The organism is Candidatus Caldatribacterium sp. SIUC1 (assembly GCF_051549785.1).
Lineage (GTDB): Bacteria > Atribacterota > Atribacteria > Atribacterales > Caldatribacteriaceae > Caldatribacterium.
The window spans coordinates 1,345,504-1,367,346 of record NZ_CP189974.1 but is presented as its reverse complement, the minus strand read 5'-3'; the positions used below and the strand labels follow the sequence as shown (position 1 = coordinate 1,367,346).

Annotated in this window: 24 protein-coding genes; 4 read left to right on the top strand and 20 right to left on the bottom strand. The window is 54.8% G+C overall.

Annotated features, from left to right (window positions below; genetic code table 11):
• The first annotated feature begins 40 nt into the window (after window positions 1-40).
• Together ACP6EK_RS07150 and ACP6EK_RS07145 are read left to right on the top strand one after the other, a co-directional pair.
• A complete protein-coding gene (locus ACP6EK_RS07150) occupies window positions 41-1,981 on the top strand; it encodes a chemotaxis protein CheA (protein ID WP_438314635.1) in 1,941 nt (646 codons plus the stop codon).
• 206 nt (window positions 1,982-2,187) lie between these two features.
• Window positions 2,188-2,655, top strand: coding sequence for a helix-turn-helix domain-containing protein (locus ACP6EK_RS07145; protein ID WP_438314632.1), 468 nt, complete (start codon window positions 2,188-2,190; stop codon window positions 2,653-2,655).
• Between the two features lie 3 nt (window positions 2,656-2,658).
• Here the strand turns inward: ACP6EK_RS07145 and ACP6EK_RS07140 are convergent, their stop codons facing one another.
• The 6 genes from ACP6EK_RS07140 to ACP6EK_RS07115 all read right to left on the bottom strand — a co-directional run bounded on the left by ACP6EK_RS07140 (window position 2,659) and on the right by ACP6EK_RS07115 (window position 7,505).
• A complete protein-coding gene (locus ACP6EK_RS07140) occupies window positions 2,659-4,230 on the bottom strand; it encodes an EAL domain-containing protein (RefSeq protein WP_438314629.1) in 1,572 nt (523 codons plus the stop codon).
• A gap of 2 nt (window positions 4,231-4,232) precedes the next feature.
• A complete protein-coding gene (locus ACP6EK_RS07135) occupies window positions 4,233-5,057 on the bottom strand; it encodes a GGDEF domain-containing protein (RefSeq protein ID WP_438314626.1) in 825 nt (274 codons plus the stop codon).
• Window positions 5,050-5,493, bottom strand: coding sequence for a hypothetical protein (locus tag ACP6EK_RS07130; protein WP_438318944.1), 444 nt, complete (start codon window positions 5,491-5,493; stop codon window positions 5,050-5,052). Before ACP6EK_RS07130 ends, ACP6EK_RS07135 begins: the two co-directional genes overlap by 8 nt.
• A gap of 481 nt (window positions 5,494-5,974) precedes the next feature.
• A complete protein-coding gene (locus ACP6EK_RS07125; protein ID WP_438314623.1) occupies window positions 5,975-6,400 on the bottom strand; it encodes an anti-sigma regulatory factor in 426 nt (141 codons plus the stop codon).
• Window positions 6,381-6,767 carry an STAS domain-containing protein gene (locus ACP6EK_RS07120; RefSeq protein WP_438314620.1) on the bottom strand — a complete coding sequence of 129 codons (387 nt, stop codon included), beginning with the start codon at window positions 6,765-6,767 and terminating at the stop codon, window positions 6,381-6,383. Before ACP6EK_RS07120 ends, ACP6EK_RS07125 begins: the two co-directional genes overlap by 20 nt.
• 6 nt (window positions 6,768-6,773) lie before the next feature.
• Window positions 6,774-7,505, bottom strand: coding sequence for an STAS domain-containing protein (locus ACP6EK_RS07115; protein ID WP_438314617.1), 732 nt, complete (start codon window positions 7,503-7,505; stop codon window positions 6,774-6,776).
• A gap of 446 nt (window positions 7,506-7,951) precedes the next feature.
• Here ACP6EK_RS07115 and rpmB point away from each other — a divergent pair, with 446 nt between their 5' ends.
• On the top strand, window positions 7,952-8,143 hold the full coding sequence (gene rpmB, locus ACP6EK_RS07110) for a 50S ribosomal protein L28 (protein ID WP_026137382.1): 192 nt from the start codon (window positions 7,952-7,954) through the stop codon (window positions 8,141-8,143).
• A gap of 24 nt (window positions 8,144-8,167) precedes the next feature.
• On the opposite strand, the gene rpe is transcribed toward rpmB, so the two are convergent.
• The 11 genes from rpe to ACP6EK_RS07055 are packed head-to-tail and all read right to left on the bottom strand — an operon-like array spanning window position 8,168 to window position 18,205.
• On the bottom strand, window positions 8,168-8,830 hold the full coding sequence (rpe, locus tag ACP6EK_RS07105) for a ribulose-phosphate 3-epimerase (RefSeq protein WP_438314615.1): 663 nt from the start codon (window positions 8,828-8,830) through the stop codon (window positions 8,168-8,170).
• 14 nt (window positions 8,831-8,844) lie between these two features.
• Window positions 8,845-9,888 (bottom strand): PASTA domain-containing protein, encoded by a 1,044-nt coding sequence (locus ACP6EK_RS07100; protein WP_438314613.1) that lies wholly within the window; start codon window positions 9,886-9,888, stop codon window positions 8,845-8,847.
• A complete protein-coding gene (locus ACP6EK_RS07095) occupies window positions 9,885-11,192 on the bottom strand; it encodes an RsmB/NOP family class I SAM-dependent RNA methyltransferase (RefSeq protein ID WP_438314610.1) in 1,308 nt (435 codons plus the stop codon). The genes ACP6EK_RS07100 and ACP6EK_RS07095 overlap by 4 nt, the downstream gene beginning before the upstream one ends.
• 3 nt (window positions 11,193-11,195) lie before the next feature.
• Window positions 11,196-11,873 carry a zinc metallopeptidase gene (locus ACP6EK_RS07090; RefSeq protein WP_438314608.1) on the bottom strand — a complete coding sequence of 226 codons (678 nt, stop codon included), beginning with the start codon at window positions 11,871-11,873 and terminating at the stop codon, window positions 11,196-11,198.
• 14 nt (window positions 11,874-11,887) lie between these two features.
• The gene (fmt, locus tag ACP6EK_RS07085; RefSeq protein ID WP_438314605.1) at window positions 11,888-12,820 is read right to left on the bottom strand and encodes a methionyl-tRNA formyltransferase; all 933 of its coding nucleotides are present in this window, start codon (window positions 12,818-12,820) and stop codon (window positions 11,888-11,890) included.
• A gap of 2 nt (window positions 12,821-12,822) precedes the next feature.
• Entirely contained in the window at window positions 12,823-13,329 is a 507-nt protein-coding gene (def, locus tag ACP6EK_RS07080; protein ID WP_438314602.1) for a peptide deformylase, read from the bottom strand.
• A gap of 13 nt (window positions 13,330-13,342) precedes the next feature.
• A complete protein-coding gene (locus tag ACP6EK_RS07075; protein WP_438314599.1) occupies window positions 13,343-15,346 on the bottom strand; it encodes a hypothetical protein in 2,004 nt (667 codons plus the stop codon).
• The gene (gene coaBC / locus ACP6EK_RS07070) at window positions 15,343-16,554 is read right to left on the bottom strand and encodes a bifunctional phosphopantothenoylcysteine decarboxylase/phosphopantothenate--cysteine ligase CoaBC (RefSeq protein ID WP_438314596.1); all 1,212 of its coding nucleotides are present in this window, start codon (window positions 16,552-16,554) and stop codon (window positions 15,343-15,345) included. The genes ACP6EK_RS07075 and coaBC overlap by 4 nt, the downstream gene beginning before the upstream one ends.
• Window positions 16,551-16,745: a DNA-directed RNA polymerase subunit omega gene (gene rpoZ, locus ACP6EK_RS07065; RefSeq protein ID WP_017872720.1), complete on the bottom strand. Its 195-nt coding sequence runs from the start codon at window positions 16,743-16,745 to the stop codon at window positions 16,551-16,553. Before rpoZ ends, coaBC begins: the two co-directional genes overlap by 4 nt.
• Window positions 16,746-16,754: 9 nt before the next feature.
• Window positions 16,755-17,327, bottom strand: a complete 573-nt coding sequence (gmk, locus tag ACP6EK_RS07060; RefSeq protein ID WP_017889787.1) for a guanylate kinase — start codon at window positions 17,325-17,327, stop codon at window positions 16,755-16,757.
• Window positions 17,328-17,332: 5 nt separating this feature from the next.
• Window positions 17,333-18,205 (bottom strand): YicC/YloC family endoribonuclease, encoded by an 873-nt coding sequence (locus ACP6EK_RS07055; RefSeq protein WP_438314592.1) that lies wholly within the window; start codon window positions 18,203-18,205, stop codon window positions 17,333-17,335.
• 74 nt (window positions 18,206-18,279) lie between these two features.
• Between ACP6EK_RS07055 and ACP6EK_RS07050 the strand changes: the two genes are divergently transcribed.
• Window positions 18,280-19,935, top strand: a complete 1,656-nt coding sequence (locus ACP6EK_RS07050; protein ID WP_438314589.1) for an Rqc2 family fibronectin-binding protein — start codon at window positions 18,280-18,282, stop codon at window positions 19,933-19,935.
• Here the strand turns inward: ACP6EK_RS07050 and ACP6EK_RS07045 are convergent.
• The 3 genes from ACP6EK_RS07045 to ACP6EK_RS07035 are packed head-to-tail and all read right to left on the bottom strand — an operon-like array spanning window position 19,922 to window position 21,843.
• Window positions 19,922-20,839 (bottom strand): RluA family pseudouridine synthase, encoded by a 918-nt coding sequence (locus ACP6EK_RS07045; protein WP_438314586.1) that lies wholly within the window; start codon window positions 20,837-20,839, stop codon window positions 19,922-19,924. The genes ACP6EK_RS07050 and ACP6EK_RS07045 overlap by 14 nt on opposite strands.
• Complete coding sequence (locus ACP6EK_RS07040; RefSeq protein ID WP_438314583.1) at window positions 20,811-21,260, bottom strand: signal peptidase II; 450 nt, start codon at window positions 21,258-21,260, stop codon at window positions 20,811-20,813. Before ACP6EK_RS07040 ends, ACP6EK_RS07045 begins: the two co-directional genes overlap by 29 nt.
• A 16-nt stretch (window positions 21,261-21,276) precedes the next feature.
• Window positions 21,277-21,843 (bottom strand): DivIVA domain-containing protein, encoded by a 567-nt coding sequence (locus tag ACP6EK_RS07035; protein ID WP_438314581.1) that lies wholly within the window; start codon window positions 21,841-21,843, stop codon window positions 21,277-21,279.

The following is a 21,843-nucleotide window of genomic DNA, read 5'->3' as shown; positions in this document are numbered from 1 at the left end:
GGAAATTTTCAAGAGGGTTCCCTCAGGAGGGCAGAAAAGGGTGAAAAAAAAAGAGTCCTTCACTTTTAATTTGGGTTCCTACGTAGGCGCCTTCTGTGAGGAAACCAGGGAATTCCTGGAAGAGGTCACCCAGAGGCTTCTTGAGCTTGAACAGGGCAAGAAGAGCGTCCTTGAAGTCATTTTCCGCTACCTCCACACCATCAAGGGAGGGGCAGGGGTTCTCGAGCTTACACCCATCGTCAAACTCTCTCATGCGCTGGAGGAAGTCGTGGAACGATTGAGGAAAGAGGAAATGCCTCTTTCCCCTGAAGTCGTAGAAGAACTCTTCGAAGCCACCGAAAAGCTCAAAAAAATGGTGGAAGACATCGAAGAGGGAAAAGACGTTCAGGAAAACGAGGACACCGAGAAGCGGCTCCTCGCCCTTATGGAGCGAAAAACCCTTGTACTTTCTCCTTCCGGGACTCCTGAGGAGGGTGATGGGGTAACGCAAGAACTCCTCGCCATAGAACAGGAACTTCTAGCCTTTCTCCTTGACAGGGAGAAGCTCGATGCCCTCCGCCGGAGATTCTGTATCCTCCAGGAGAAGATGCACGAACAGGGGGGTGGTGAAGCAGCCGACTATGCCCTGGCCTTTGTGCGGTACCTTGAACTTGTGCAGGAGAAGGAAGGAGAAATAGATTTCGGGAGTGAGGAGTTCCTCGAGGGGTTAAGAACAAGCATCGAGAAAATCAAGGGTTTATGGCAGGCATTCCTGCACAAGAAAGACGACACAGCGAAAGGTAGAGAAGCCTCGCCCGGTTCGGGCGAGGAAAAAAAGAGCCAGTACCTCCGCATAGAAGAACGGAAAATCGACACCCTCACCAACCTCGTGGGAGAACTCATGACTGCCAGGGGGAACTATGAGTACCTCCTTGAGAAACTCATGGACTCCTCCGCACCCTCCGGGCTAATCAAGGCCCTCCAGGAGAATTACCGTTCTCTCTCCAGGATCTGCGAGGAACTCCAGAAGGGCCTTTTCTCCCTCCAGCTCGTTCCCGTGAGGTTCCTCTTCCAGCGTTTCCCAAAGGTTGTGCGGGATATTGCCCTGCAGAAGAAGAAAAAAATCCGCCTTGTGACTGCCGGTGAAAACGTGGAGGTGGACAAAAAGGTCCTCGATGCCCTGTCCGGACCGGTGCTCCACCTCGTCCGGAACGCCTGTGACCATGGTATTGAGCCCCCTGAAGAGCGCCTTGCCGCTGGAAAAAGCGAAGAGGGCATCGTGTCCCTCAAGGCCTGGCAGCGGGGTTCTTTTGTCTACCTTGAGGTTTCCGACGACGGAAGAGGCCTGGATTTCGAAAAAATCCTCAGCAAGGCCCGTGCCCTTGGTCTTGTCCCCGAGGGGGCTTCTCTCAGCGAAGAGGAAATCCTGAACCTCATCTTCTCCCCGGGGTTCTCCACTGCCGACTCGGTTTCCGAGATTTCAGGCCGTGGAATCGGCATGGACGTGGTGCAAACAACGGTTCGTGAGCTGGGCGGCGATGTGGAGGTCAAAACTGCCCCCGGAAAAGGCACTTGGATCACCCTGAAGGTTCCTACCCGTCTGGGGGTTCAGACCGTACTCCTTGTCGGGGTCAATGGAGAACGGTATGCCCTTCCTCTGGAGCAGGTTGCCAGTATCCTGAAGCTTTCAAGGAACGACGTCTTCCCGGCAGGAGGGTTCCCCGTTTTTTCCTTCCGGGGGAAAATCACACCTCTGTATCCCCTTGCTCACCTTCTGGGTGAGAGAGAAAACAGCCTCCCCGAAGAGGTAAGCGTCGTAGTCGTGGCGGATGGAAGGAGAATCCTGGCCCTTTCTGTAGACCAGATCCTGGGATGCCGGAGCATTGTGACCAAACCCCTGCCTGCGGCTCTCCAGGGAGGGATGTTCACAAGCAGTACCATTCTCGGGGACGGAAGAGTGGTTCTCGTGGTCGACCCGTTTAGGGCAGGAGGCTCAAGGTAAGCAATTGTTAGCTAACTATACATAAGCTAATAGAAATACAAAACTCGTCTCTCTTTTGGGAAAACTCTCCTCAACAAAAGCCCGGAGTTAGAGTCTTTCTTCGTCTCAGGTTCCGCGAATGTTTTTTTTCAAGATTAGCTTAGAAAAGTACACTAAGAGAAAGGAGGTGCAAGAACAACACAAAAAGCTGAAAAGGGGGTGGGAGAATGCATGGAATACTGCCTTTTCTCACACGGCAGGCTCTGAGAGAAGTCGAGGAAACCTACCAAGACATTGAGAGTTTCTTAGAACACACCCCCAAGGAGGTCTTCCTCAAAGGACTTCAAAGGATAGCAGGGTTCCTCGAGGGAAAGGAACCTCTTTCCCTCGAGGAAGTTCTTTCCGTCCAGGAAGTTTTCCGCCGGCTAAAAGAGATGAGGAGAGTTGCCTCCCCGGATTCTCTTCCCCTCTCCTCCCACATCGAGAGACTCCTCCTCCTTGCGCGCTCCAAGGCAAAATATGAAGAAAACCATCCACTCACGGCAACAGAAGTTGCTGCCCTCAGCGGCACGACCCTGCCCAACATTGTCGCTTTAGCGAACAAAGGAGTACTCCAGGGGGAGAAAAGGGGGAAGGAATGGTACTTCCCTAAGGATACCGTGGAAGGATACCTCCAGAGAAAAAAGAAAGTGTAACTATTATTTCAGGGAGACCTGAGGAAGAGGCCCGGGTCTCCCCACAAAGTACCCCTGAACGAGGCGCACCCCAAGCGCGGCAAGCTCACGAGCCGTTTCCGCATCTTCTACGAACTCTCCTATTGGCTCTGCACCGATTTTCCGTACAAGCTCGACCATGGCCTTTACGATAAGACGGGCTCTCGCACCATGTCTCATCCCTCGAACAAGGTTTCCGTCAATCTTCACGTAGGCAAAATCAAAAAGCTGAAGGTAAGAGAAGGAGGAAAAGCCACTCCCAAAATCATCAAGGGTGAGGAGAATTCCCGAGGATTCCAGGGAAAGCGCTGCCTTTCTCAGGGCTTCGATATCCCGAATCGCTTCTCGCTCCGTGATCTCGAGAAGGACTTCAAAGGGAGGAATAGCGAGCTCCTCCACAGTCCGTATCACGTCCTCGATGATTTTCCCCCGCTCGAGCTCACCCATGGAGACATTGAGGAAAAAGAGCGTCCCCGGAGGGCACTGCTCTTTTTTCGCACGGAGGGCTTTGGCAAAGACAACCCGGTCTATTTCCTCAATAAGCCTTTCTCTCTCCGCAGCACTAACAAAAGCGGAAGCAGGAACAAGCCGGCCCCCAGCTTCCACTCTGGCAAGAACCTCGTACCCTACAATGGTCGCCTTCTGCAGGTCTTGAATCGGCTGGAAGACCGGCACAATGCTCCCCGGATTCTGCAGGGCCCGGCGAACAAGAACCGACCCCTCGTGCATCTCTCTGATCCTGCTTGAGGTACCAGGAGCAATCACTTCAACCCGGTCTCCACCCTTCATCTTGGCCATGATGAGTCCTGAGTCTGCTGCGGCCATAAGGTCACCCCAGCTCTCCCCGTGTTCAGGGTAAAAAGCCAGGCCACAGCTTGCCGTTACCCATAACTCCTCATCAGCAAGAAAGCCAAGTTTTCGGATTCTCTCAAGGAGCATCTCCACTCTCCTGAAGGCTGCTTCCCTGCTCAGCCGGATGAACACAAGACCAAACTCGTCTCCACTCAACCTCCCCAAAACCTCCGCCCCGGTTTCCTCAAGGAGAGAAGCAATACCGCGAAGCACAAGATCCCCCACGGGATACCCGTAGACATCGTTGATATCCTTCATCCCATCGACGTTGAGGATAGCCAGGGCAAGGGGAATCCCGCCCATCTTTGCATAATCCAGGAAGTAAAGGAAACGACGCTCAAAAGCGCGCCGGGTGTAGAGACCAGTTAAAGGATCAATTCTTGCCAGAGAATGAAGGCGAAAGGCCACTCCCTCTCCATATCCTCGGGCCAAGGCCATACCTGCAAGGAGGAGCTGCTCAAAGACTCTCTTCTCTGCTTCAGGCAACGCAGGAAGGGAAAGCTCTTCCTTTATCCACTGCCTGAAAAGCGCAGAGACTTCCTCACAGACCTTTTGAAGGGCATACCCTTCAAGGGCAAGCCTCTGTCCAACCGAGGCAAAACGAAACAGGCACCTTTCTATCCTCCCCTCAGAAGGCGTTGCACCGGAGAAGGACCTGACCCACTCCCTGAAAGTGGTCTTGAGAAAATCTTCCCACGAAACCAACTTCAGTTACCCCCGCGGGTTTCCGGATACAGCACAACGCAGTTTTTTCCCCTCCTTTTTGCTGCGTACATGGCAAGATCAGCCAGCCTCACCAGTTCCTCTGCCGACTGAACGCCTTCCTCGGGGAAGATTACGACCCCCATGCTCAAGGTTACAGACCTCCCATCAGGAAGCCTCAGTTTTTCCGCCACCGCCTTCTGGAGGCGCTCCAGAGGTATTTTAACCCTCTCGTAATCCGTCTTGGGAAGGACAAGGACGAACTCTTCCCCACCCCAGCGGGCCACAAAATCTCCTTCCCGGAGACTCTCCCGCATGATCTGAGCCAGGGCCACAAGGACCCGGTCCCCCTCGTCATGACCATAGATGTCGTTAACAGCTTTAAAATCGTCAATGTCCACCATCACCACACCCACCGTAAACCCCTTCTCCCCCGCCTCAAGGAGGAGGCGTGAAAGCTCCTGGCGAAGGTAGAGCCTGTTGGCAAGATGTGTGAGCTGGTCCCTCCTGAGGTCTTCACGAAGAGAAAGGACAAAGACGTCCATGGCAACCATGGCCTGAGTGAGGAACTCGTTTGCCCTCTTTATGTAGAGCCACTCCACCTTTTCGTTGTCGAAACGGATGTTGAGAGCGTTCTGAAGGGCGCGGTTGTGGACCTCAAGAATTGTCCCCGCCTCAGCAATACCCTCATCCATGAGAGCAGTGAGGCAGTCATAGGCTTCCTGGAGCGTTTTTTCTCCCGAATCAGCAAAGAGGAATCTCTCCAGATACTTCTGGTACTCCTGAGCGAATATTCTGAGACTCTCAGTTTCTTTGCTCTCTTCAAACATCCCCTGGTCCCTCCACAACAAGCACACAGACATCGTCTTCTCTCCGGGAGAAATGCTCACCAATCTTCCGGGCCACCCGCTCCGGGCTTAACCCCACAGTCCAAGGGAAGAAACGCGGGTGAAACCGCCGTTCTACGCCATCGGTACACACGATGAGACGGCTCCCGGGAAGAAGGGATTCTTCCCAGAGCTTTGGAGGCAATTCCAACCTCCCCATCACACCCGGTCTTGCAGGCAGGAACTTGAACCCATCCCCACGGTTCAACCAAGCTCTCACATTCCCCACCAGAAAGTACCGCATGCATTTTCTTTCCAAGAGGCCAAGGAAAAGTGCACAGCCACGAGTCATTTGCAAGAGCTCGCGAAGACGTGCATACGAAACCAGAGGGTCCTCCGCTGTATCCTCGCTAAAGAAGGAACGGATCTTCTGAGCCACTTCGAAAGCCCGTTCCCCATGCCCCAAAACATCAGCCACAAGCACTCTGAGCCTTTCACCCTCTTCTCGCCAGAGGCAGACATCCCCTCCCACGTCTTCGTAAACATGAGGCCTCACAAAGGCACCAACGTTCCACACAGGGGGAGAAAAGGGGATTCGTGCGGTGACAGTGAGACTTTGTGCTTCCTTCTTTTCCTCAAAGGTAACCTCACGAGCATTCTTTCTCACAATTTCGAGGCCAAGGCCAAGACCTGGCTGAGCTTCTCTTTTGCCTTGACTTTGAGCGACAACTTCCAGGAAGCCAGGTTTGCGGAAGACTTTAACGTTACCCCGTTCGGCATACCTTCCAATATTGGATACTAGTTCTCGAACCACAAGAACAGCCCTGGAGAGAGTCCCGGGGTCCTTGAGGTGCTTCCTAAGGTAGTGCTCAGCAATAAGCCCATCGAGAGGCGAGGAGACCTCCAGAGAGAGAATGCATTCAGAAACGTCTCTGTCGTTTCTCGACCCTAACAGTTGTCCCTTTCCCCTTTTCTGATTCAATCTCAAAACCGTCCATTAACTTCTTGACCCCGGAAAGCCCCAGTCCGAAACTGCGGGGAGTCGTAGAGTACCCACCCCGTAGCACAGCACTGAGATTCTCTATTCCTGGTCCTTCGTCGTAGGCAACGATTTCAAGGATTTTTTCTCCTTCGTCCCGCAAGCGGGCGAGAATAAGACCCGAACCAGCGTAGCGGAAGATGTTCCGCGAAAGTTCTGAGACAACCGTGGCAATTTTTGTAACATCCACCAGAGAAAACCCTGCCTCATTGGCAAGGTTTTTCACCGTCTGGCGGGCTAGGACAATATCCTCTTCCCTGGTGATCTTGATAACCAGCTGGTACTCATCAAAGGAGATCCTTCTCATCGGAAGGCATGCCACCAGAAGCAAGGATTTCCAAGGCGTGTTCGAGATCAAGAGCGGTCAGAACATGCTCAAAACGGATGCCCATCTGAGCAAGGGTTAAAGCAACAGCAGGGCGAATACCGACAAGAACCACCTTGCAACCCAGAAGCCTTGCCATCTGAGCCGTCTCGTGGATAATGTACGAGGCATAGCTATCGATAACCTCGATAAGACTCAGGTCCAAAAGCAAAGCCCGTACCTTCTGGGTCGCAATTTCCTCAAGAAGCTGCTGTTGCAGAGCCTCAATAGAGGCATCGTCAAGCTCAACATGAACAGGCACAAAGAGGCAGTCGCCAATCTGAACGGTTGCGAGAACCTTTCTTTTCATTGGCTTTCAAGAGGTTTCTAAATTCTCCGTAGCTCTCCGCCTTTCCTCTTTTCGGCGTCGAAGGAGGGAAATACTGTAAAGCAGGGCCTCCTGGAGGTCTCTCTGAATGGTGACCTCAAAACCAACACCGAGCTTCACCAGGGTCTGCGCGATCTCTGGTTTTATCCCTGTGAGCACGACTTCTGCTCCCAGGAGCCGCACTGCACTGAAAGCTTCAACAAGATGCGCTCCCACAGCAGTGTCAATAAACGGCAAACCACTCACGTCAACAATGGCAATCCGGGACTTTCTGTCAGCAATGGCGTTGAGGAGAACCTCGGTCATCCTCTGGGCCCTCTCTGAATCGAGCGTTCCTATAAGGGGTAGAAGAACAACGCCCTCCCAAATGTCGATGACAGGTACAGCCAGCTGGGAAAGGATCTCGCGCAGGTCACGGATAAGGCGGTTCTTTTCCTCGAAGATGCGGGAGAGGGCAGCTATAGCTTCCTCAAGGACAGGAATGAGGGGGAAGTTCTGCACCCTGTTACGAATTTTCTGAACCCCTGCAAGGAAATCCAGCGGGGCTGTGGAAGAAAGGAGGTTCCCCAAAGGGACTGCAAGAAATTCCCGAAGTTTCTCCCTATCCTCGGAATGTTCAGCCAGAGCAATAAGAAAGTCCTTCCACTCTTCTCTCTCTGATGGGGGAAACTCTTCAAGAAGGGTGTCAAGAACACTGAGAATACTCTCCCGGAGTTCCACGTACAGACCTCCCTCCCGCTTGAATTCAATAGGCCATAAAGGAAAGGTTGACTACATTACACCGTAGTATTATATAGTATCCTTTGCATAACACGCAACAACCGGCGACATTCTGGCCCATCCTCCACCTTTGGCAAAAGAAGAGACAAGGGTTTCTGGCAACTCGGTCTCAGCAATCAGAAGGTGTAGACCCCCACTTGATGCAGTCTAAGGACCCACTCTTTTGTTGCAGACTGGGAAAAGGGTTTCCGGTGGAGTTTTCTCTTCTCCCCACAGGCTCCGAAGAGGAGCGGGAAGAAACATGCGGAGGTAAGGAAGATTTGTCCTGCGAGGGGCTGGAGAAAGGCACCGTCAAGCTGGAGACAGACAAGGCTTCAGGGGCTTGAAGCTTCCAAAGAAAGCTGGTATATTGTGGGCAGTTCACCAAGAGAAAGCGGGGATTGGACATGGCAAAGTGCGAGATCTGTGGGAAAAAGAGCTCTTTCGGGAATCAAATCAGCCACTCTCACCGGGTGAGTCGCAGGCTCTGGCGACCGAACGTGCAACGGGTACGAGCCATCGTGGAAGGAAGGGTTCAGCGCCTCTACGTGTGTACTTCGTGCCTTAAAGCGGGAAAGGTGCAGAAAGCAGCCCGATAGGGGGGTCTCTATCGGGCCTTTCCTTCAGTAAGCCCGTATTCTCTCTGAGAGGCGACGCACTGTTCCCCGAATGTCTTGTGCCGAGAAGACGAAAGACCCTGCCACGATAATGGAAGCACCACAGGAGGCGAGAAACTCGATGTTCTCCTCCTTTACTCCTCCATCGATTTCAATCTCTACCCTAAGCCCTCTCTCCTGAATCCTTCGCCGAAGGGCGCGAATCTTCTCCTCCATCCCGGAAATGAACTTCTGGCCCCCAAATCCCGGGTTCACTGTGAGGAGAAGAACAAGGGAGAGCTTCCCAAGGACATGGTCAAGGATTGTGAGGGGTGTTCCGGGACAAAGCGCAAGGCCACTCTTTTTCCCCACCCTGGCAATGTCCTGGAGTACGGCGTCGAAATCCTGAACCGCCTCGGCATGGAAACTGATGAGGTCAGCTCCAGCCTGGGCAAAATCCCGAATGAATGCCCGGGGATTGTCCATCATAAGGTGAACGTCGATGAAGGCTTCAGGAAGCACCTTCCGGACAGCCTCAACGATAAGAGGACCAAAGGTGAGGTTGGGAACGAAATGTCCGTCCATTACGTCGACGTGGATGATCTCTGCTCCCCCCTCCCAGGCTTCAAGGAGCTGCTCTCGAAGCCGGGAAAAGTCACAGGACAGAATCGATGGAGCAAGCTTCGCCATAAGTCTCTCCCCCGTTAGTCAATCTTCTTCTCCCAGTAGTAGTATCCGTTCAGGAAAATGGTGACCTTTCCCTGTCCCCTGGTGAGCGCAGAAACCTCCACAAGGTCTTCGCCCCTGTGTTCTCGCTCGTACACTACCCGTTCCCCCAGCTCGTCCTGCACCACTACCTGAACAGTGATGGGATTCTGGGAAGAGGGCAGGACAAAACGGAGGTTGAGGGTTTTTCTCCCATCGGCTTCTGTCTGCGGGCGTTCCTGAACCCTGGTGACCTGCAAACGAAGTCCCTCCCCCCGGGGAACAAGCTCCCCTGCCTGTGGGCTCTGCCCCACCACGATTCCTCCAGGACGTCCCTCCGAAGAGACCTCCTCAACACTTCCCACCACAAGGCCATTTCGGGCAAGGACCTCCTGAGCCTCTTCAAGCCGGAGTCCAACGACATCGGGAACCTCAACTTCCTCAACCCCTCCTGCCTTCCCTGCGGAAACAAGAAGGTGCACAAGGCTCCCCGGAGCCACCTCCGTCTGAGGAAGAGGATTCTGGGAAATGACGTATCCCCGGGGAAGCGTGTCATGGCTTGCCTCCACAACCCTCCCCACCCGCAGGCCATTACCCTCAAGGATGCTCTGCGCCTCTTCGAGGCTCTTTCCCCGAACGTCAGGGAGAAGCACCTGACCTTTTTGAGGGGTCATCGGCATGCTTCCTGAGAGCGTCCCACCGTTCACCACCACCTGGAGGCGGGTATTCCTCTTGGCCCGGGTTCCGGGAGGCGGATTCTGATCAAGGACGGCAAGAGGAGGAGCGCCGGAATCAGAGGTAACTCTCTCCACCTCGAGGCGCAGACCAAGACGAGTCGCCTTATTGATGGCTTCAAGAAGCGTCATGTTCCGTACATCGGGAACGAGAACGCTTCCGCTGCCGACATATCCCTCAAAGAGCACAAAACCCACAAAAAAGCTCACAAAAAGGCCAAGGCCAAAAAGCAGTGCTGCCCCAAACACCCTTCCCAGGAACTCAAGAAGTCGTGGCTTTTTCTGGCCCTCCCTGCGCTCCTGCCTCATGCCCTCTTCCTCCAGATAGCCACGAAAAATCCGTCACAGAAAAGATCGTGGGGCCAGAGGAAGACGAAACCGTCTCTGACCCTCCCTGGAACCTCTCCTTCGGGCTCCACCCGCACCAGCGCAGGCCCCTTCTCCTGCTCAAAAGCTTCTGCGACCCCAACGGTTTCCTCCCAGGTTAAAGTGCACACAGAGTATACCATGATCCCCTGGGGTCTGACCACCTGAAAGGCTTCGCGGAGAAGCTCAAGCTGCAGCGAGGCACACTGCCTGACGCTCTCCGGTGTGGCTTTTAAAAGGACTTCCGGATTGCGACGAACAGTCCCCAGGTTCGAGCAGGGAGCATCAAGAAGAAGACGATCCGCCACAGACCAGAACCTCTCGGGAATCCGGAGGCAATCGAGAACCTCAGGCTGGACGATTGAAACGCCACTTCGCCGCATAAGCCCTTTCAGGACTTCAATCCGCCGCTTTTTCTTATCCCAGGCAAAGAGCTTCCCTTCGTTTCCCATAAGCTGAGCCAGAAGGAGAGTCTTTCCTCCTACCCCGCAGCAAGCATCAACTACAATCTCACCGCGTTCCGGCGCTACGAGGTGTCCGACAACCTGGGAACCGAGATCCTGGGGATAGAAAAGACCCTGGGCGTACTCCGGGGTGCGCACAAGTGCAGAATAACTGGAAACCACTTCCAGTGCTCCGCTGACGCGGCTTTTCCTGCTGGGGATGCCCCGCTGAGCAAGGAGGTCCTGGAGTTCCTCTTCCCCTATTCGCAGGGTGTTGACTCGAACGAAAAGGGGTGGTGGGAGAGCAAGAGACCTCAAGAGAACATGTAATTCCCCTTCAGACAGGACCTTCCTCCATTCCGCTTCAAGCCAGGCGGGGAGGTCAATACCCCACCTTTCAGCCTGGGCACGATGGGCCGCAAGATCCCGTTCCACATTCCGCAGAACCGCATTGACAAGGGGGACAAAGGCAACCTGGCCAAAGGACCGCACCACCTCGACCCATTCGTGAACGGCAGCAAAGGGGGGGACATGGGTGTGGAAAAGAAGCTGGAACATTCCTAACCGAAGGGCGTTCTGGACCACAAGAGGAAGCCGCTCCCATTTTGGGAGGTATGTCCTGGCCAGGGCGTCGAGCTTTTCTCGAAACTTCACCACTCCCCGTACAAGGCTCACGAGCAAATCCCGCTCGTGGGGGGAATACCTTCGAGAACAGGTCGTGTAGGCCTGATCCAGAAAAGCAATCCGTCCCTCGTACAGACGGGTGAGAATGGACAGCGCGTCGCGACGGTACTTGTCGACCAATCCTTACTCCCTGCTCTCCCGGAGAAGCAAGAGCCTCACAAGCTGCAAGGCAGCCATAGCAGTTGCAGCAACATAGGTCAGCGCTGCAGCGTTGAGCATTTGCCGCACCAGGGGCTTCTCCTCAGCGGTAATAAGGCCCAGACGATCCAGAATTCCGTAGGCCCTCCGACTGGCGTCGAACTCCACAGGGAGGGTCACAAGCTGGAAAAGCACCGCAAGGCTGAAGAAGAGAATGCCAAGGTCCATCAGAGGCCGAAGGGCAAAGAGAAAGCCAAGGAAAAAGAGAGGAAGCGCGAGTTGGGACCCAAACCCGGCAGCGGGAACAAGGACACTCCGGAGGGCAAAGGCAGAATACCCCTCACGCTTCTGAAGGACATGCCCCACCTCATGAGCGACGATGGCAAGGTCGGCCACCGAGGCTCCCCGGGCAACAGACCGGGAAAGCCGCAGAGTCTCCCGGGAAGGATCGTAGTGGTCCGTCAAAGCCCCGGGAATTTCCTCAATCTTCACCCGAAGTCCGAGACGCTGCACGAGTTCCTCTGCAACCTGAAGACCGGAAAGACCTACCTGGGCTCTCTTCCGGGAAAGAAGATCATAGGTCTGCGTCACCTTGGTGTGAGCATACAGGGCAAGAAGAAGCGCTGGAATGAGTATCAAAAAGGTCGGGTCAAGGAAGAACACCTCGCCTCACCTCCTCACCCCATTCTCTGGCCCACGGATAAGCGGTACCCGCACACGAATTCCCATGAAGACATGGCTCGTCCTCCCTCAGGCTGGAGCCTGTGAATGGTCACCAGTCCTTCCCCGGCGCACACCACGATGCCTTCCTTTTCTATACGATAAATAGTTCCAGGAGAACAAGGAGTTCCATTGCTCTCTTCCCAGGAAGCCTCGAGAATCTTCAGACGTTTCCCAGCAAAAAAGGTATACGCCCCGGGAGAGGGGAAGAAGGCTCGAATTTGACGGACAATATACCACGCAGGGCTCTCCCAGCAAATACGCGCTCTCTCCTTTTCCACTATAGGAGCATACGATGGCTCTCCTTCCTGGGGGCAAGGCGTAATGCGCCCCTCTTTCCATGCCGGGAGGACTTCCCGAAGGAGCTTCCCACCCAGGGCTCCGAGCTTCTCAGTCAGGGAAGCATAGGTGTCCTCGGGTAGGATGGGAAGCGACTCCTGAGCAAGGATGGGCCCCGTATCAACACCCTCGTCCATGAGCATGACGGTCACCCCCGTAACTTCTTCACCGTTGAGGAGTACCCAGCGGATAGGGTCTGGGCCTCGGTACCGGGGGAGGAGCGAAGCGTGGACATTGATGCACCCAAGAGGTGGCAGAGAAAGAAGGTCCTTCTTCAGAATCTGCCCATACGCAGCAACCACGATAACGTCACACCGCAATGACCGCAAAAACTCCACAAAGTCGGGACGATTGACCCGCTCAGGTTGCCATACCGGAAGCCCCAGGCGTTTCGCTTCGCAGCACACCGGAGGAGACACAAGGCGCAACCCCCGCCCGGCCCTCTGGTCCGGGCGGGTGACAACTCCAAGGATTTCCAGCCGCCCATCCTCAGCGAGTTCCGTCAGCACCCTGACCGCAAAAGAAGACGTTCCCATGAAGACAACTCTCAACTTCAGGAGGCTCCCCCCTGGGCAATCCTTTTCAGTTTGCTACTCAAAAGCAACCTCTTTGCCGGGTGCAGACGATCCACAAAAAGGACGCCATCAAGGTGGTCAATCTCATGCTGGAAGATACGGGCAAGAAGACCACTGGCCTCGATTTCCACGTCCTTTCCCCCAAGGTCGATCCCCCGCACCAAGACACGGGAAGCCCGCTCAACCCTTCCGTAGACCTCAGGAATGCTCAGACACCCTTCCTCACCGATTTCCCGCTCTGCACTCATTGCGACAATCTCAGGATTGAGAACAACAAGGTCCTGCCTGGTTTCCGGGTGGAGGATAACGATGATGCGCAGAAGTACCCCAACCTGATTCCCCGCAAGACCTATGCCCGAAAGCGCGTGCATGGTTTCCCGCATGTCCTGCGCCAGCGACACGATGTTCCCATCTATGCTGGTTATGGGTTGTGCTCTTTTACGAAGCAGAGGGCTTCCATACTTCTCAAGGACCCGAAGCGCCACTGACCACTCCTCCTCAGGACAGAACGAACTCAAACGACCACTGCATCCCCGAGAGGGGGAAAACCTCCGCACACACGTCAAAGACTTCTGCAACGTCTTCCTCAGGATACCGAACAACGAGTTCCGCACTCTTTGCCCGTTCCCGCCGAGGCCGCACGCTCGGGAAAGGCCCAAGGACCTGAATTCCCCGGGCTTCAAAGAGCTCCCTCACACGGGAGAGAACCCGAAAGACGGCTTCCCTATTCCGGGCACGAACAACGAACCGAACGAGCCGCACGAAAGGAGGATACCGAAGAGACCTCCTTTTTTCAAGAGCATCGGCGTAGAAAAGGGGCCAGGGTTTCAGGAACTCTGGAAATCGTCTCAAACTCTCCTGGCTCCCCTGAACAAGGACCTGGGCATCCTGGGGGAGGAGGCGCAACACCTTTTGCAGGCGGATGTACAGCTGTTCCCAGGCACCGATTTCCGGCAGAGACAGCCACTCATCGAGAGAATGCACCACGAAAAGGGAAACCCTGGGGAGAAGGTCTTCTCTCAAAAGAGCACTGGTACCCACAAGAATTGAAGGGGCTGCAACCTTCCCCACCCACCCTTCCTCTTCGATCTCGGGGTCCACTCGCTCGGAAGGTACACCGGGAAAGGTTCGCTGGACTTCCTCAAAAACCCTCTCAACTCCCTGCCCCCACTCTCCCCACTGGATTCCCCCACACGACGGACAGGTACTCTCAGGAGTCAGGCGGAAGTGACAGAGAGAGCAGACAAGCAGCGCAAGATCCTTGTGGTACCGCAGAGCAATACCACAGGAAGGGCAGGTATAGTAGAAACCGCATTCCCGGCAACCCAGGGCCGTGGCATACCCGGTTTTCTGTACCCATATGAGCACAATTCCCTTCCTTTCCACCACCGAGGCAATGGCCCGTCGAACAGACGGGAAAAGGGCGAAATTCCTCCACAAGCTTCTGGCCACAACTCCCTGAACGTTCCTTGTACCAGAAGACGGGATGATTCCCCCAGGCTTCACTTTCCCCTCCCTCCACCGGAAGTACACCCGTAGGGAGGGAAGAGCACACACAATGTGCAGGCATTCCCCAAAGTGATGTGCCCGCTCTTCCATAACCTCCCCAATATCGTAATGAGGTGCTCGATCGGCAACGTACCCCTTCTCCTCAGGGTCAAAGAGCACAGAAAGGCCAAGGTCCTGGCAGGGAAACACGAAGGCTGAAAGCCGTGTTCCCACCACGGCGTCAAAGTCACCCTCGACAATTCGCCAGAAAGCAACGACTCTCTCCTTGGGACGTAGACGACTGTCATAGCGGATGAGCGACATGGAGGGGAAGCACTCTTTGAGGAAAGCACAAAAAGCGTCTACCTTTTGAAAATCGGGGAGCAGGAGGAGGGCTTTTTCCCCTTCTTCCCGGGCCTTTACCAGGATATCCCGAAGGAAGGCCTTCCGTTCCTCGAGGTGGGGGATTTCCCAGAAAAAGCACTCCCCAGGGACACGAGGAGAGCCTCCGATTTTCAGAAACTCTCTTTCCAGACGGAGAACGCCCTCTTTGAGGAACTGCTCGAGGTCCTTAGCAGAGACACGGAATCGCTCAAGGAAAAGGAAGAGATTCATCCCCCGGGGTGGCAATACGCCAAACCTTCTGCAGCATTCCTCGACGTTCTCCCCTGCGAAAACCCGAAATCCCAGGTACTTCTTTGCGGATTTCCCAAGAGGAGGAAGAAAAGACGCCAGCACTTCCCCCAAAGGAGAGAGGTACAGGAGAGAAAGCCTTTGGGAAAACCCAAGAAGAGTAGAGGGGAAGGGAGGGAAGGGAAGCACCTCGCGAATTTCCTTGAGACCCGGGAGTTCCTCGCCTCCTTCCTCCACCACCCATCCGGTCAGAACCTGACCGTGGAAATCCACCTCGACGGTGCTCCCGAGAAAGACCCTGTCCTGGAAATCAGAAGGAACAGCGTAGGAGAAAGTCCGGAAAAGGGGCAGAGGAAGGGCAACCTGGACAATACGCCTCATGAGAGAAAGTGGGATACCAGGTGCTCAACGATTTTCTCCGCAACGTCCACTTTCTCAAGGAGCGGCAGCTCTACCTCATTCCCCTTCCGGTCAACGATCCATACCTTGTTCGTGGAGACAGCAAACCCGCTTTTCTGGTCAACAAGGTTTGCAACGACCATGTCCAGGTTTTTCGCCGCGAGTTTCCGCCTTGCCTCTTCAAGGACACGGTCTGTCTCAGCGCAAAACCCCACAAGAATCTTGCTTCCTTTCTCCTTCCCGACTTCTCCAAGAATGTCGGGATTCGGAACGAGGGAAAGCGTCAGGGGCTCATGGCCCCGCTTGATTTTCGTAGAAGTGAAAGAAGCCGGACGGAAATCGGAAACCGCAGCGCTCATCACCAGCACATCACACCAGTCCAAAGACGCCAAAACTGCTTTCCGCAGCTCCAGCGCGCTTTCCACCCTGGCAAGTTCTATTCCAGAGGGGGGACGAACGGAAAGCACCCCAGAGATGAGCCTGACTTCTGCTCCCCACGCCCGACACGTGCTGGCCAGAGCACACCCCATAAGTCCGGTTGAGGGGTTAGAGAGGAAACGTACCGGGTCAATCCACTCCCGGGTGGCTCCTGCAGTGACCAGAACCCTCTTCCCCGCAAGAGACCGGGGAACGTGGAGGGCACAGAAAACCTCTTCAACGAGCTCTTCAACCTCCGGCAACCGTCCTTCCCCTTCCTCCCCGCAGGCCAGCTTCCCCGAAGCGGGAGGAACAACCCGCACGCCCCGCTCCTGCAGAATCCTCAGGTTCTCCTGAACCACCGGGTTTCGCCACATGCTGACATTCATTGCCGGTGCCAGAAGGACCTTTCTCGGTTCCACAAGGAGCAGCGTGCTCAGGAGGTCATCGGCAATTCCGTGGGCCATCTTCCCAATGATATTGGCCGTCGCAGGGGCCACGAGAATCAGGTCGTGGCTTCGGGGAAGGGTAATGTGCGCAAGGGATGCTCCCTCTTCGAAAGAATCCACGTACACCTTCTGACCCGTTACCGCCTCAAAGGGCGCTTTGCCGACTATCTGGAGAGCGTGTTGCGTCATACAGACGGTAACCAGAGCCCCTTTCTCTGCCAGATACCTTGCAAGACTCACAACCTTATAGGCTGCAATGCCTCCGGTGACTCCAAGGAGAATGCTCTTCCCCTGAAAGAAGGAGGAGGGGTGGTAGACGATCATTCTTCAGCAAACTCGAACTGGATTTTGTCCTCAAGGAATTCCTGGAGAGCGATAAAAAGCGGCTTATGGGGTTCTTTGAGCTCCACAAGGGGATGGGCACCCTCGTTGAGCTGTCGGATACGTCGTGCCACAACCAGCGAGAGAATATAGGCATTCCCCGCTTTCTTCACCAAGTCATCGATGGAGAACATCACAGGCCTTCACCTCTCTCGAATCCGGCAGCGCTCGGCAATGATGATGGCGCAGAGTCGCCGTACAGCCTCCTCAAAGTCATCATTCACCACGAGGTAATTGTAATCCTTCATGTGCGCCATCTCAAGATTGGCATTGGTCATCCGGAGAAGGATCTCGTCCTCAGGATCCGTATTCCGCTTCCGGAGCCTTTCCTCAAGTGCCCGAAGTGACGGGGGAGCGATGAAGATGAAAATCCCTTCCGGGCAACTCTTCTTTACCTGGAGCGCCCCCTGAACGTCGATTTCCAGGATAACGTCGAACCCTTCCCGCCACCACTCCTCAATAGGACGGCGAGGAGTTCCGTAGTAGTTCCCGTGGACTTTCGCCCACTCAATGAACTCCCCCCGCTCTTTCATCTCTTCGAAGACCTCAGGAGTCACAAAGTAGTAGTCAACCCCCTCCACCTCTCCCGGACGGGGAGGGCGCGTGGTGCATGAAACGGAGTACTTCAGACCACTGCAGCGGTTCATGACCTCTTTTCGAAGGGTACTCTTCCCCACTCCTGAAGGTCCAGAGATAACGAAAAGGAGACCCGCCATCGCACCTACTCCACGTTGTGGACTTGTTCCCACATGCGCTCAAGAATCGTCTTGACATCCACCACAAGAGAAGAAATCTCCGCACAGGGAGACTTCGAGCCTATGGTGTTGATCTCACGATGCATTTCCTGGAGAAGGAACTCAAGCTCCCTTCCCAGAGGCTTGTCCTGCTGGAGGAGGCCCTTTGCCCTTTCCATATGGGCTTTCAACCGAACGATCTCCTCGTGGATATCGCTTCTTGTGACGTAGAAAAGAACTTCCTGGAGCAAAAGCTGCTGGTCCACTTTCTCCTGGGGAACGACCTCCTGAACCCGTCTGAGGAGCTTCTCGTAGTAGTAATCCCGAACCGCGTTCGACCTATCCTCAATGGCAAGGACTTTTTCCTCCGCCTCGGCAAGCCGCCGCTCGAGATCTTCGCGGAGTTTCTCGCCTTCCCGTCTTCGGTGTGCCAGAAAGGCCTGCAAAGCCTTTTCAAGTGTGGGGAGAAAGCGATGCCACTCCTCAACCCAAATTTCTGCATCCTGCCTGAGCTCCATAAGGTCCCCAAACTCAAGAAACCATTCCACTTTGGGCTCAAAAGGCAGGGCCAGAGTCTCTGAGAGTTTTCGAAGCGCCGTAAGGTAAGCCTGTGCCAGAGGAATGTTGACCTCGACCATCGAAGCCTCATCACGAGGCTCAAAATCAACCCGGAGCTCGACTTTCCCCCGGGATACATGCTGCCGAACAAAGGTGCTGATTTTTTCTTCCCAGAGCGCAAGCTCTTTGGGGAGCCGCAGGGCTACCTCGAGAAACCGGTGGTTCACGCTCTTCACGTACACCCGGTAGACACCCAGAACACCTTCTCCTTCAGCATATCCGAACCCTGTCATGCTGCGCATGGGGAAACTCCTTTACAAAAAGACAACTTGCCACTATATTATGGGAAACCACAATGCTCTGTCAATGAGAAACCATGAGGACCTTAGAAGGTCTTGCCCTGCGGAGACTCGTTCAGGAGGTCAAAGCCACCACAATTGGAGGGAAAATCCAGAGGGTAACCTTCCTCAGCGACTGGGAAATCAGCATCGACCTTGCCACATCCTGGGGGTTGCGAGGGCTCCTTGTAAGTGCCCATCCAGAGCTCAGCGTCTTTGCTCTCTGTCCCTCCCCCGAAAAAGGGGAACCCCCAAAGACTGCCTGGCAGAAGCTCCTCCACAAGTACCTCGTAGGAGGGAAAATCTTCTCCTTCGCCCAGGCAGGATGGGATCGGGTGGTGGAGGTGCTCGTTTACAACCCCACCTTGTGGGAGAAGGAAACTGAATTCGTCCTTCTCCTCGAGCTCACTGGTCGGAATGCCAACCTTATCCTTACCCGGAACGACCCGGAAAGGACGATCCTCGGAGCCCTCAGGCAGGTAACACCTGAAGAAAACCGCTGGCGGAGTATTCTCCCCGGAATCCCCTACACCCCTCCCCCAAGACAGAACAAACTCGACCCCCTTGAGTTCGCCAGAAACCCCTCTTTTCCCAAAGTGGACGACATCGCTCACTGGTGCTTGCACAACCTCGACGGTTTTGGCCCCTTTCTCTCCAGCGTGGTAGCTGAGCTCTCTGAACGCTTAGAAGGCGGGTTTCAAGAGGCCTTGAGGCGAGTCCTCAAACCCCTTGAGGAAGAAACGGGGACTTTTCTGGTCTTCCTCTCCGAAGAGGGTCGACCCCTGGGCGTCTTCTGGGAAAACACCTCTTTCCTTTCCTCCCCCCACGTGTACTCCTTCTCCTCCCTCAACGAGGCTACTGCCTTTCTGCTTTTCACCTTCCGGGAGTATATTTTAGAGGAGACGGCAAGAAGACAGCGGGAAAAAAAACTCCGGGAGGATCTGGAGTTCATCACCAGGGAAGTCCAGAAAATCGACACTCTCCTCCCCAGAGAAGAGGACATCGAGCTCCTCCGCCTCAAGGGCGAACTCCTCAAGATCCTGCCGCACCTTGAGGTCCTTGAGAGGACCAGTGAGGGTATACGAGTTCGAAACCCCTTCGCCCTCTCCCCGGCCGAGGTCTTCATTGCCCTTTCTCCTGCCCTTTCCCCTGGGGAGAACATGCAGGAGTACTTTAAAAGATATCGAAAAATGCGGGAGCGGTTGGCAAGACTTCAGAAGAAACGGCAAGAGCTTGAGGCAAGAAAAGAGAGAATACTCGCTCTCCTTGAAAACCCCCAGGCTTCCGAAGGTACCACGCAACCAAAGGAACCCCAGAAGGTTGCCACCGGTATCATCCGTTTCCGCACACCCTCGGGAAACGAAATATGGGTGGGGAAAAATGCGTGGGCAAACCGCCTCCTTGTGCGCATGGCATCGCGGAACGATTACTGGTTCCACGTTCGGGACCTGCCGGGAGCCCACGTCATCCTCAAGGTTTTCCATCCCGAGACGCTCCACGAGGATATCCCCAGGGCAGCTCAGGTGGCTGCACACTTCTCGGCGGGGAAACTCGAGGGGAAGGTTGAGGTGGCCTGTACCCAGGTGAGATACCTTCGAGCCCTTCCGGAAAAGGCCGGAGGGAAAATCCTCTACGAGCGGGAAGAAACCCTCCTTGTTGCCCCTTCCTGTCCCCAGGAGCTCACGAGACTCTGAGCAATCGGAAATAGGAGTTCAGAAAACCTCTCATATCTTCGGGAAGAGCGGCAGCAAACACCATCCGCCTGCCTGAGACAGGATGCCGGAAAGCAAGGGTAAAGGCGTGAAGTGCAGGGCGAGTAAAAAACCCTCCTGAGCGCTGACTCCCATACAGCACATCCCCAGCGATAGGAGTACCCAGGGCGCTGAGATGTACCCGGATTTGATGAGTTCTACCGGTTCTGGGCTGTACAAGAAGGAGAGAAAAACCTCCTCCCGAGACCAGGGGGATAACACGGGTTATGGCACTCTTTCCCCCACTCTGCACGGCCATTCGCAGCGGGTTTCGCGTATCTCGCCTGATGGGAAGGTGAACGGTGCATCCCTCTCTGAACTCCCCTTCCACAATGGCGAGGTACGTTTTTTCGACTTCCCGGTTTTTAAAGGCCCGCACAAGCTCCACATAGGCCAGGTCCGATTTTGCCACTACCATGACTCCTGAAGTATCCTTATCCAGACGATGCACGATACCCGGACGCAGTGGGGCACCATATCGAGCAAGAGGCACGCGAAGGTACACCAGAGCGTTCACCAAAGTTCCCCGCTGGAAAGGGGAGGCCGGATGCACGGTTATCCCGGGTCTTTTATTGAGCACGAGGATATGATCGTCCTCGTAAAGGAGGTCGAGGGGGAGTTCTTCGGGAAGGACGAGAAGCTCACCCCCTTGGGGCCAGGTGATTTCCAGAAGGTCTCCGGGACGCACCAGGGTGCTGGGTTTTCTCAGGGGGATTCTGTTACAGGAAACGTGCCCCTCTTTCACCATGCGGGCAAGAAAGGCCCGGGAGAGGTGGGGAAAGTGCTCTCGAAGCCACACATCAACTCGCTTGAAGCCTTCATAAACCAGAATCTTTTCTTTCCTCACGACGGAGAAAACCCCAGACAATCCCTATAACACCAGCGACAATCAAGATGTCAGCCACGTTGAACGTCGCCCAGAAAGATGGTTCGATGAAATCCACAACATACCCGCGCCACAGACGATCGATGAGGTTCCCCCAAGCCCCCGCGAGGTACAGAGACCCCCCGAGGAAGAACGGCAACGAACGGGAATGCCTTCCAGAAAAAAGGGCAAGGAGCAGGAAAACCGTAACACCCACCGTCACCACAACGTGCTGGGGACGGTCCAAGAACTGCAGCCCAAAGGCACTGGCAAAATTCTTTCGAAGACGCAGCTCAAGGACCCGGGAAATGACTGGAACGATCGCCTCTTGAAGGCGCTCTTCAGCCCACCACTTCGTTATCTGATCGCAGAGTACTCCTAAGAACCAGAGAAGAAAGAACACTATCTTTCCCACTGTCCTACTTGCTCATCCTTCCCTCATCGTGCAAATCCTTTAGGGAGAAACGAACCACCTCAGTTGCTTCGTCTTTTTCCTGAGGCTCTTCCCTCTTTTCCTCCCGGAATTCCTCGCTTAGGCCTTCCTTCTCAATACTCTCGATAAAGGTCTGCAGGAGGGACTTAAAGCGAATCTGGAAAAGACGGTACTTCTCAAAGAGGCCCCGGTATGCGGCCTCGATTTCCCGTTTTCGTTCCAGGGCTTCGTCGACAATCTTCTGCGCCCGGAGCTGAGCCTCCTTGACAATCATCTGTGACTCACGCCTGGCCAGTTCTTTTTCCACCTCAACCTGCTTTTTCCATTCCTCGAGCTGAAGCTGCATTTTCCGCAGGTACTCCTCCTGTTCGGAAAGTTTTCGACGAAGTTCGCGGTTCTCTTGAAGCACCTTTTCCCTCTCTTCGAGAAGGAGAGCAACCTGTGTCGCCACCTCTTCCAGAAACTCCCGGACTTCCTCCTCGTTGTATCCTCGGAAAGACCGGCTGAACTCCACTTCCGTAATATCCTCAGGTCGCAGCGCCAATGCTCTCAC

Bases quoted from the DNA above. Each gene is read 5' to 3' on its own strand.
- rpoZ (WP_017872720.1), bottom strand. From the start codon at position 16,745: ATGTTCTCCATCGATGACTTGGTGAAGAAAGCGGGGAATGCCTATATT.
- ACP6EK_RS07055 (WP_438314592.1), bottom strand. From the start codon at position 18,205: ATGCGCAGCATGACAGGGTTCGGATATGCTGAAGGAGAAGGTGTTCTG.
- ACP6EK_RS07125 (WP_438314623.1), bottom strand. From the start codon at position 6,400: ATGAGAAGGATCTCCTTTGATGAGTACCAGCTGGTTATCAAGATCACC.
- gmk (WP_017889787.1), bottom strand. From the start codon at position 17,327: ATGGCGGGTCTCCTTTTCGTTATCTCTGGACCTTCAGGAGTGGGGAAG.
- rpmB (WP_026137382.1), top strand. From the start codon at position 7,952: ATGGCAAAGTGCGAGATCTGTGGGAAAAAGAGCTCTTTCGGGAATCAA.
- ACP6EK_RS07075 (WP_438314599.1), bottom strand. From the start codon at position 15,346: ATGAGGCGTATTGTCCAGGTTGCCCTTCCTCTGCCCCTTTTCCGGACT.
- ACP6EK_RS07050 (WP_438314589.1), top strand. From the start codon at position 18,280: ATGAGGACCTTAGAAGGTCTTGCCCTGCGGAGACTCGTTCAGGAGGTC.
- rpe (WP_438314615.1), bottom strand. From the start codon at position 8,830: ATGGCGAAGCTTGCTCCATCGATTCTGTCCTGTGACTTTTCCCGGCTT.
- ACP6EK_RS07145 (WP_438314632.1), top strand. From the start codon at position 2,188: ATGCATGGAATACTGCCTTTTCTCACACGGCAGGCTCTGAGAGAAGTC.
- ACP6EK_RS07120 (WP_438314620.1), bottom strand. From the start codon at position 6,767: ATGAAAAGAAAGGTTCTCGCAACCGTTCAGATTGGCGACTGCCTCTTT.
- ACP6EK_RS07100 (WP_438314613.1), bottom strand. From the start codon at position 9,888: ATGAGGCAGGAGCGCAGGGAGGGCCAGAAAAAGCCACGACTTCTTGAG.
- ACP6EK_RS07135 (WP_438314626.1), bottom strand. From the start codon at position 5,057: ATGTTTGAAGAGAGCAAAGAAACTGAGAGTCTCAGAATATTCGCTCAG.
- coaBC (WP_438314596.1), bottom strand. From the start codon at position 16,554: ATGATCGTCTACCACCCCTCCTCCTTCTTTCAGGGGAAGAGCATTCTC.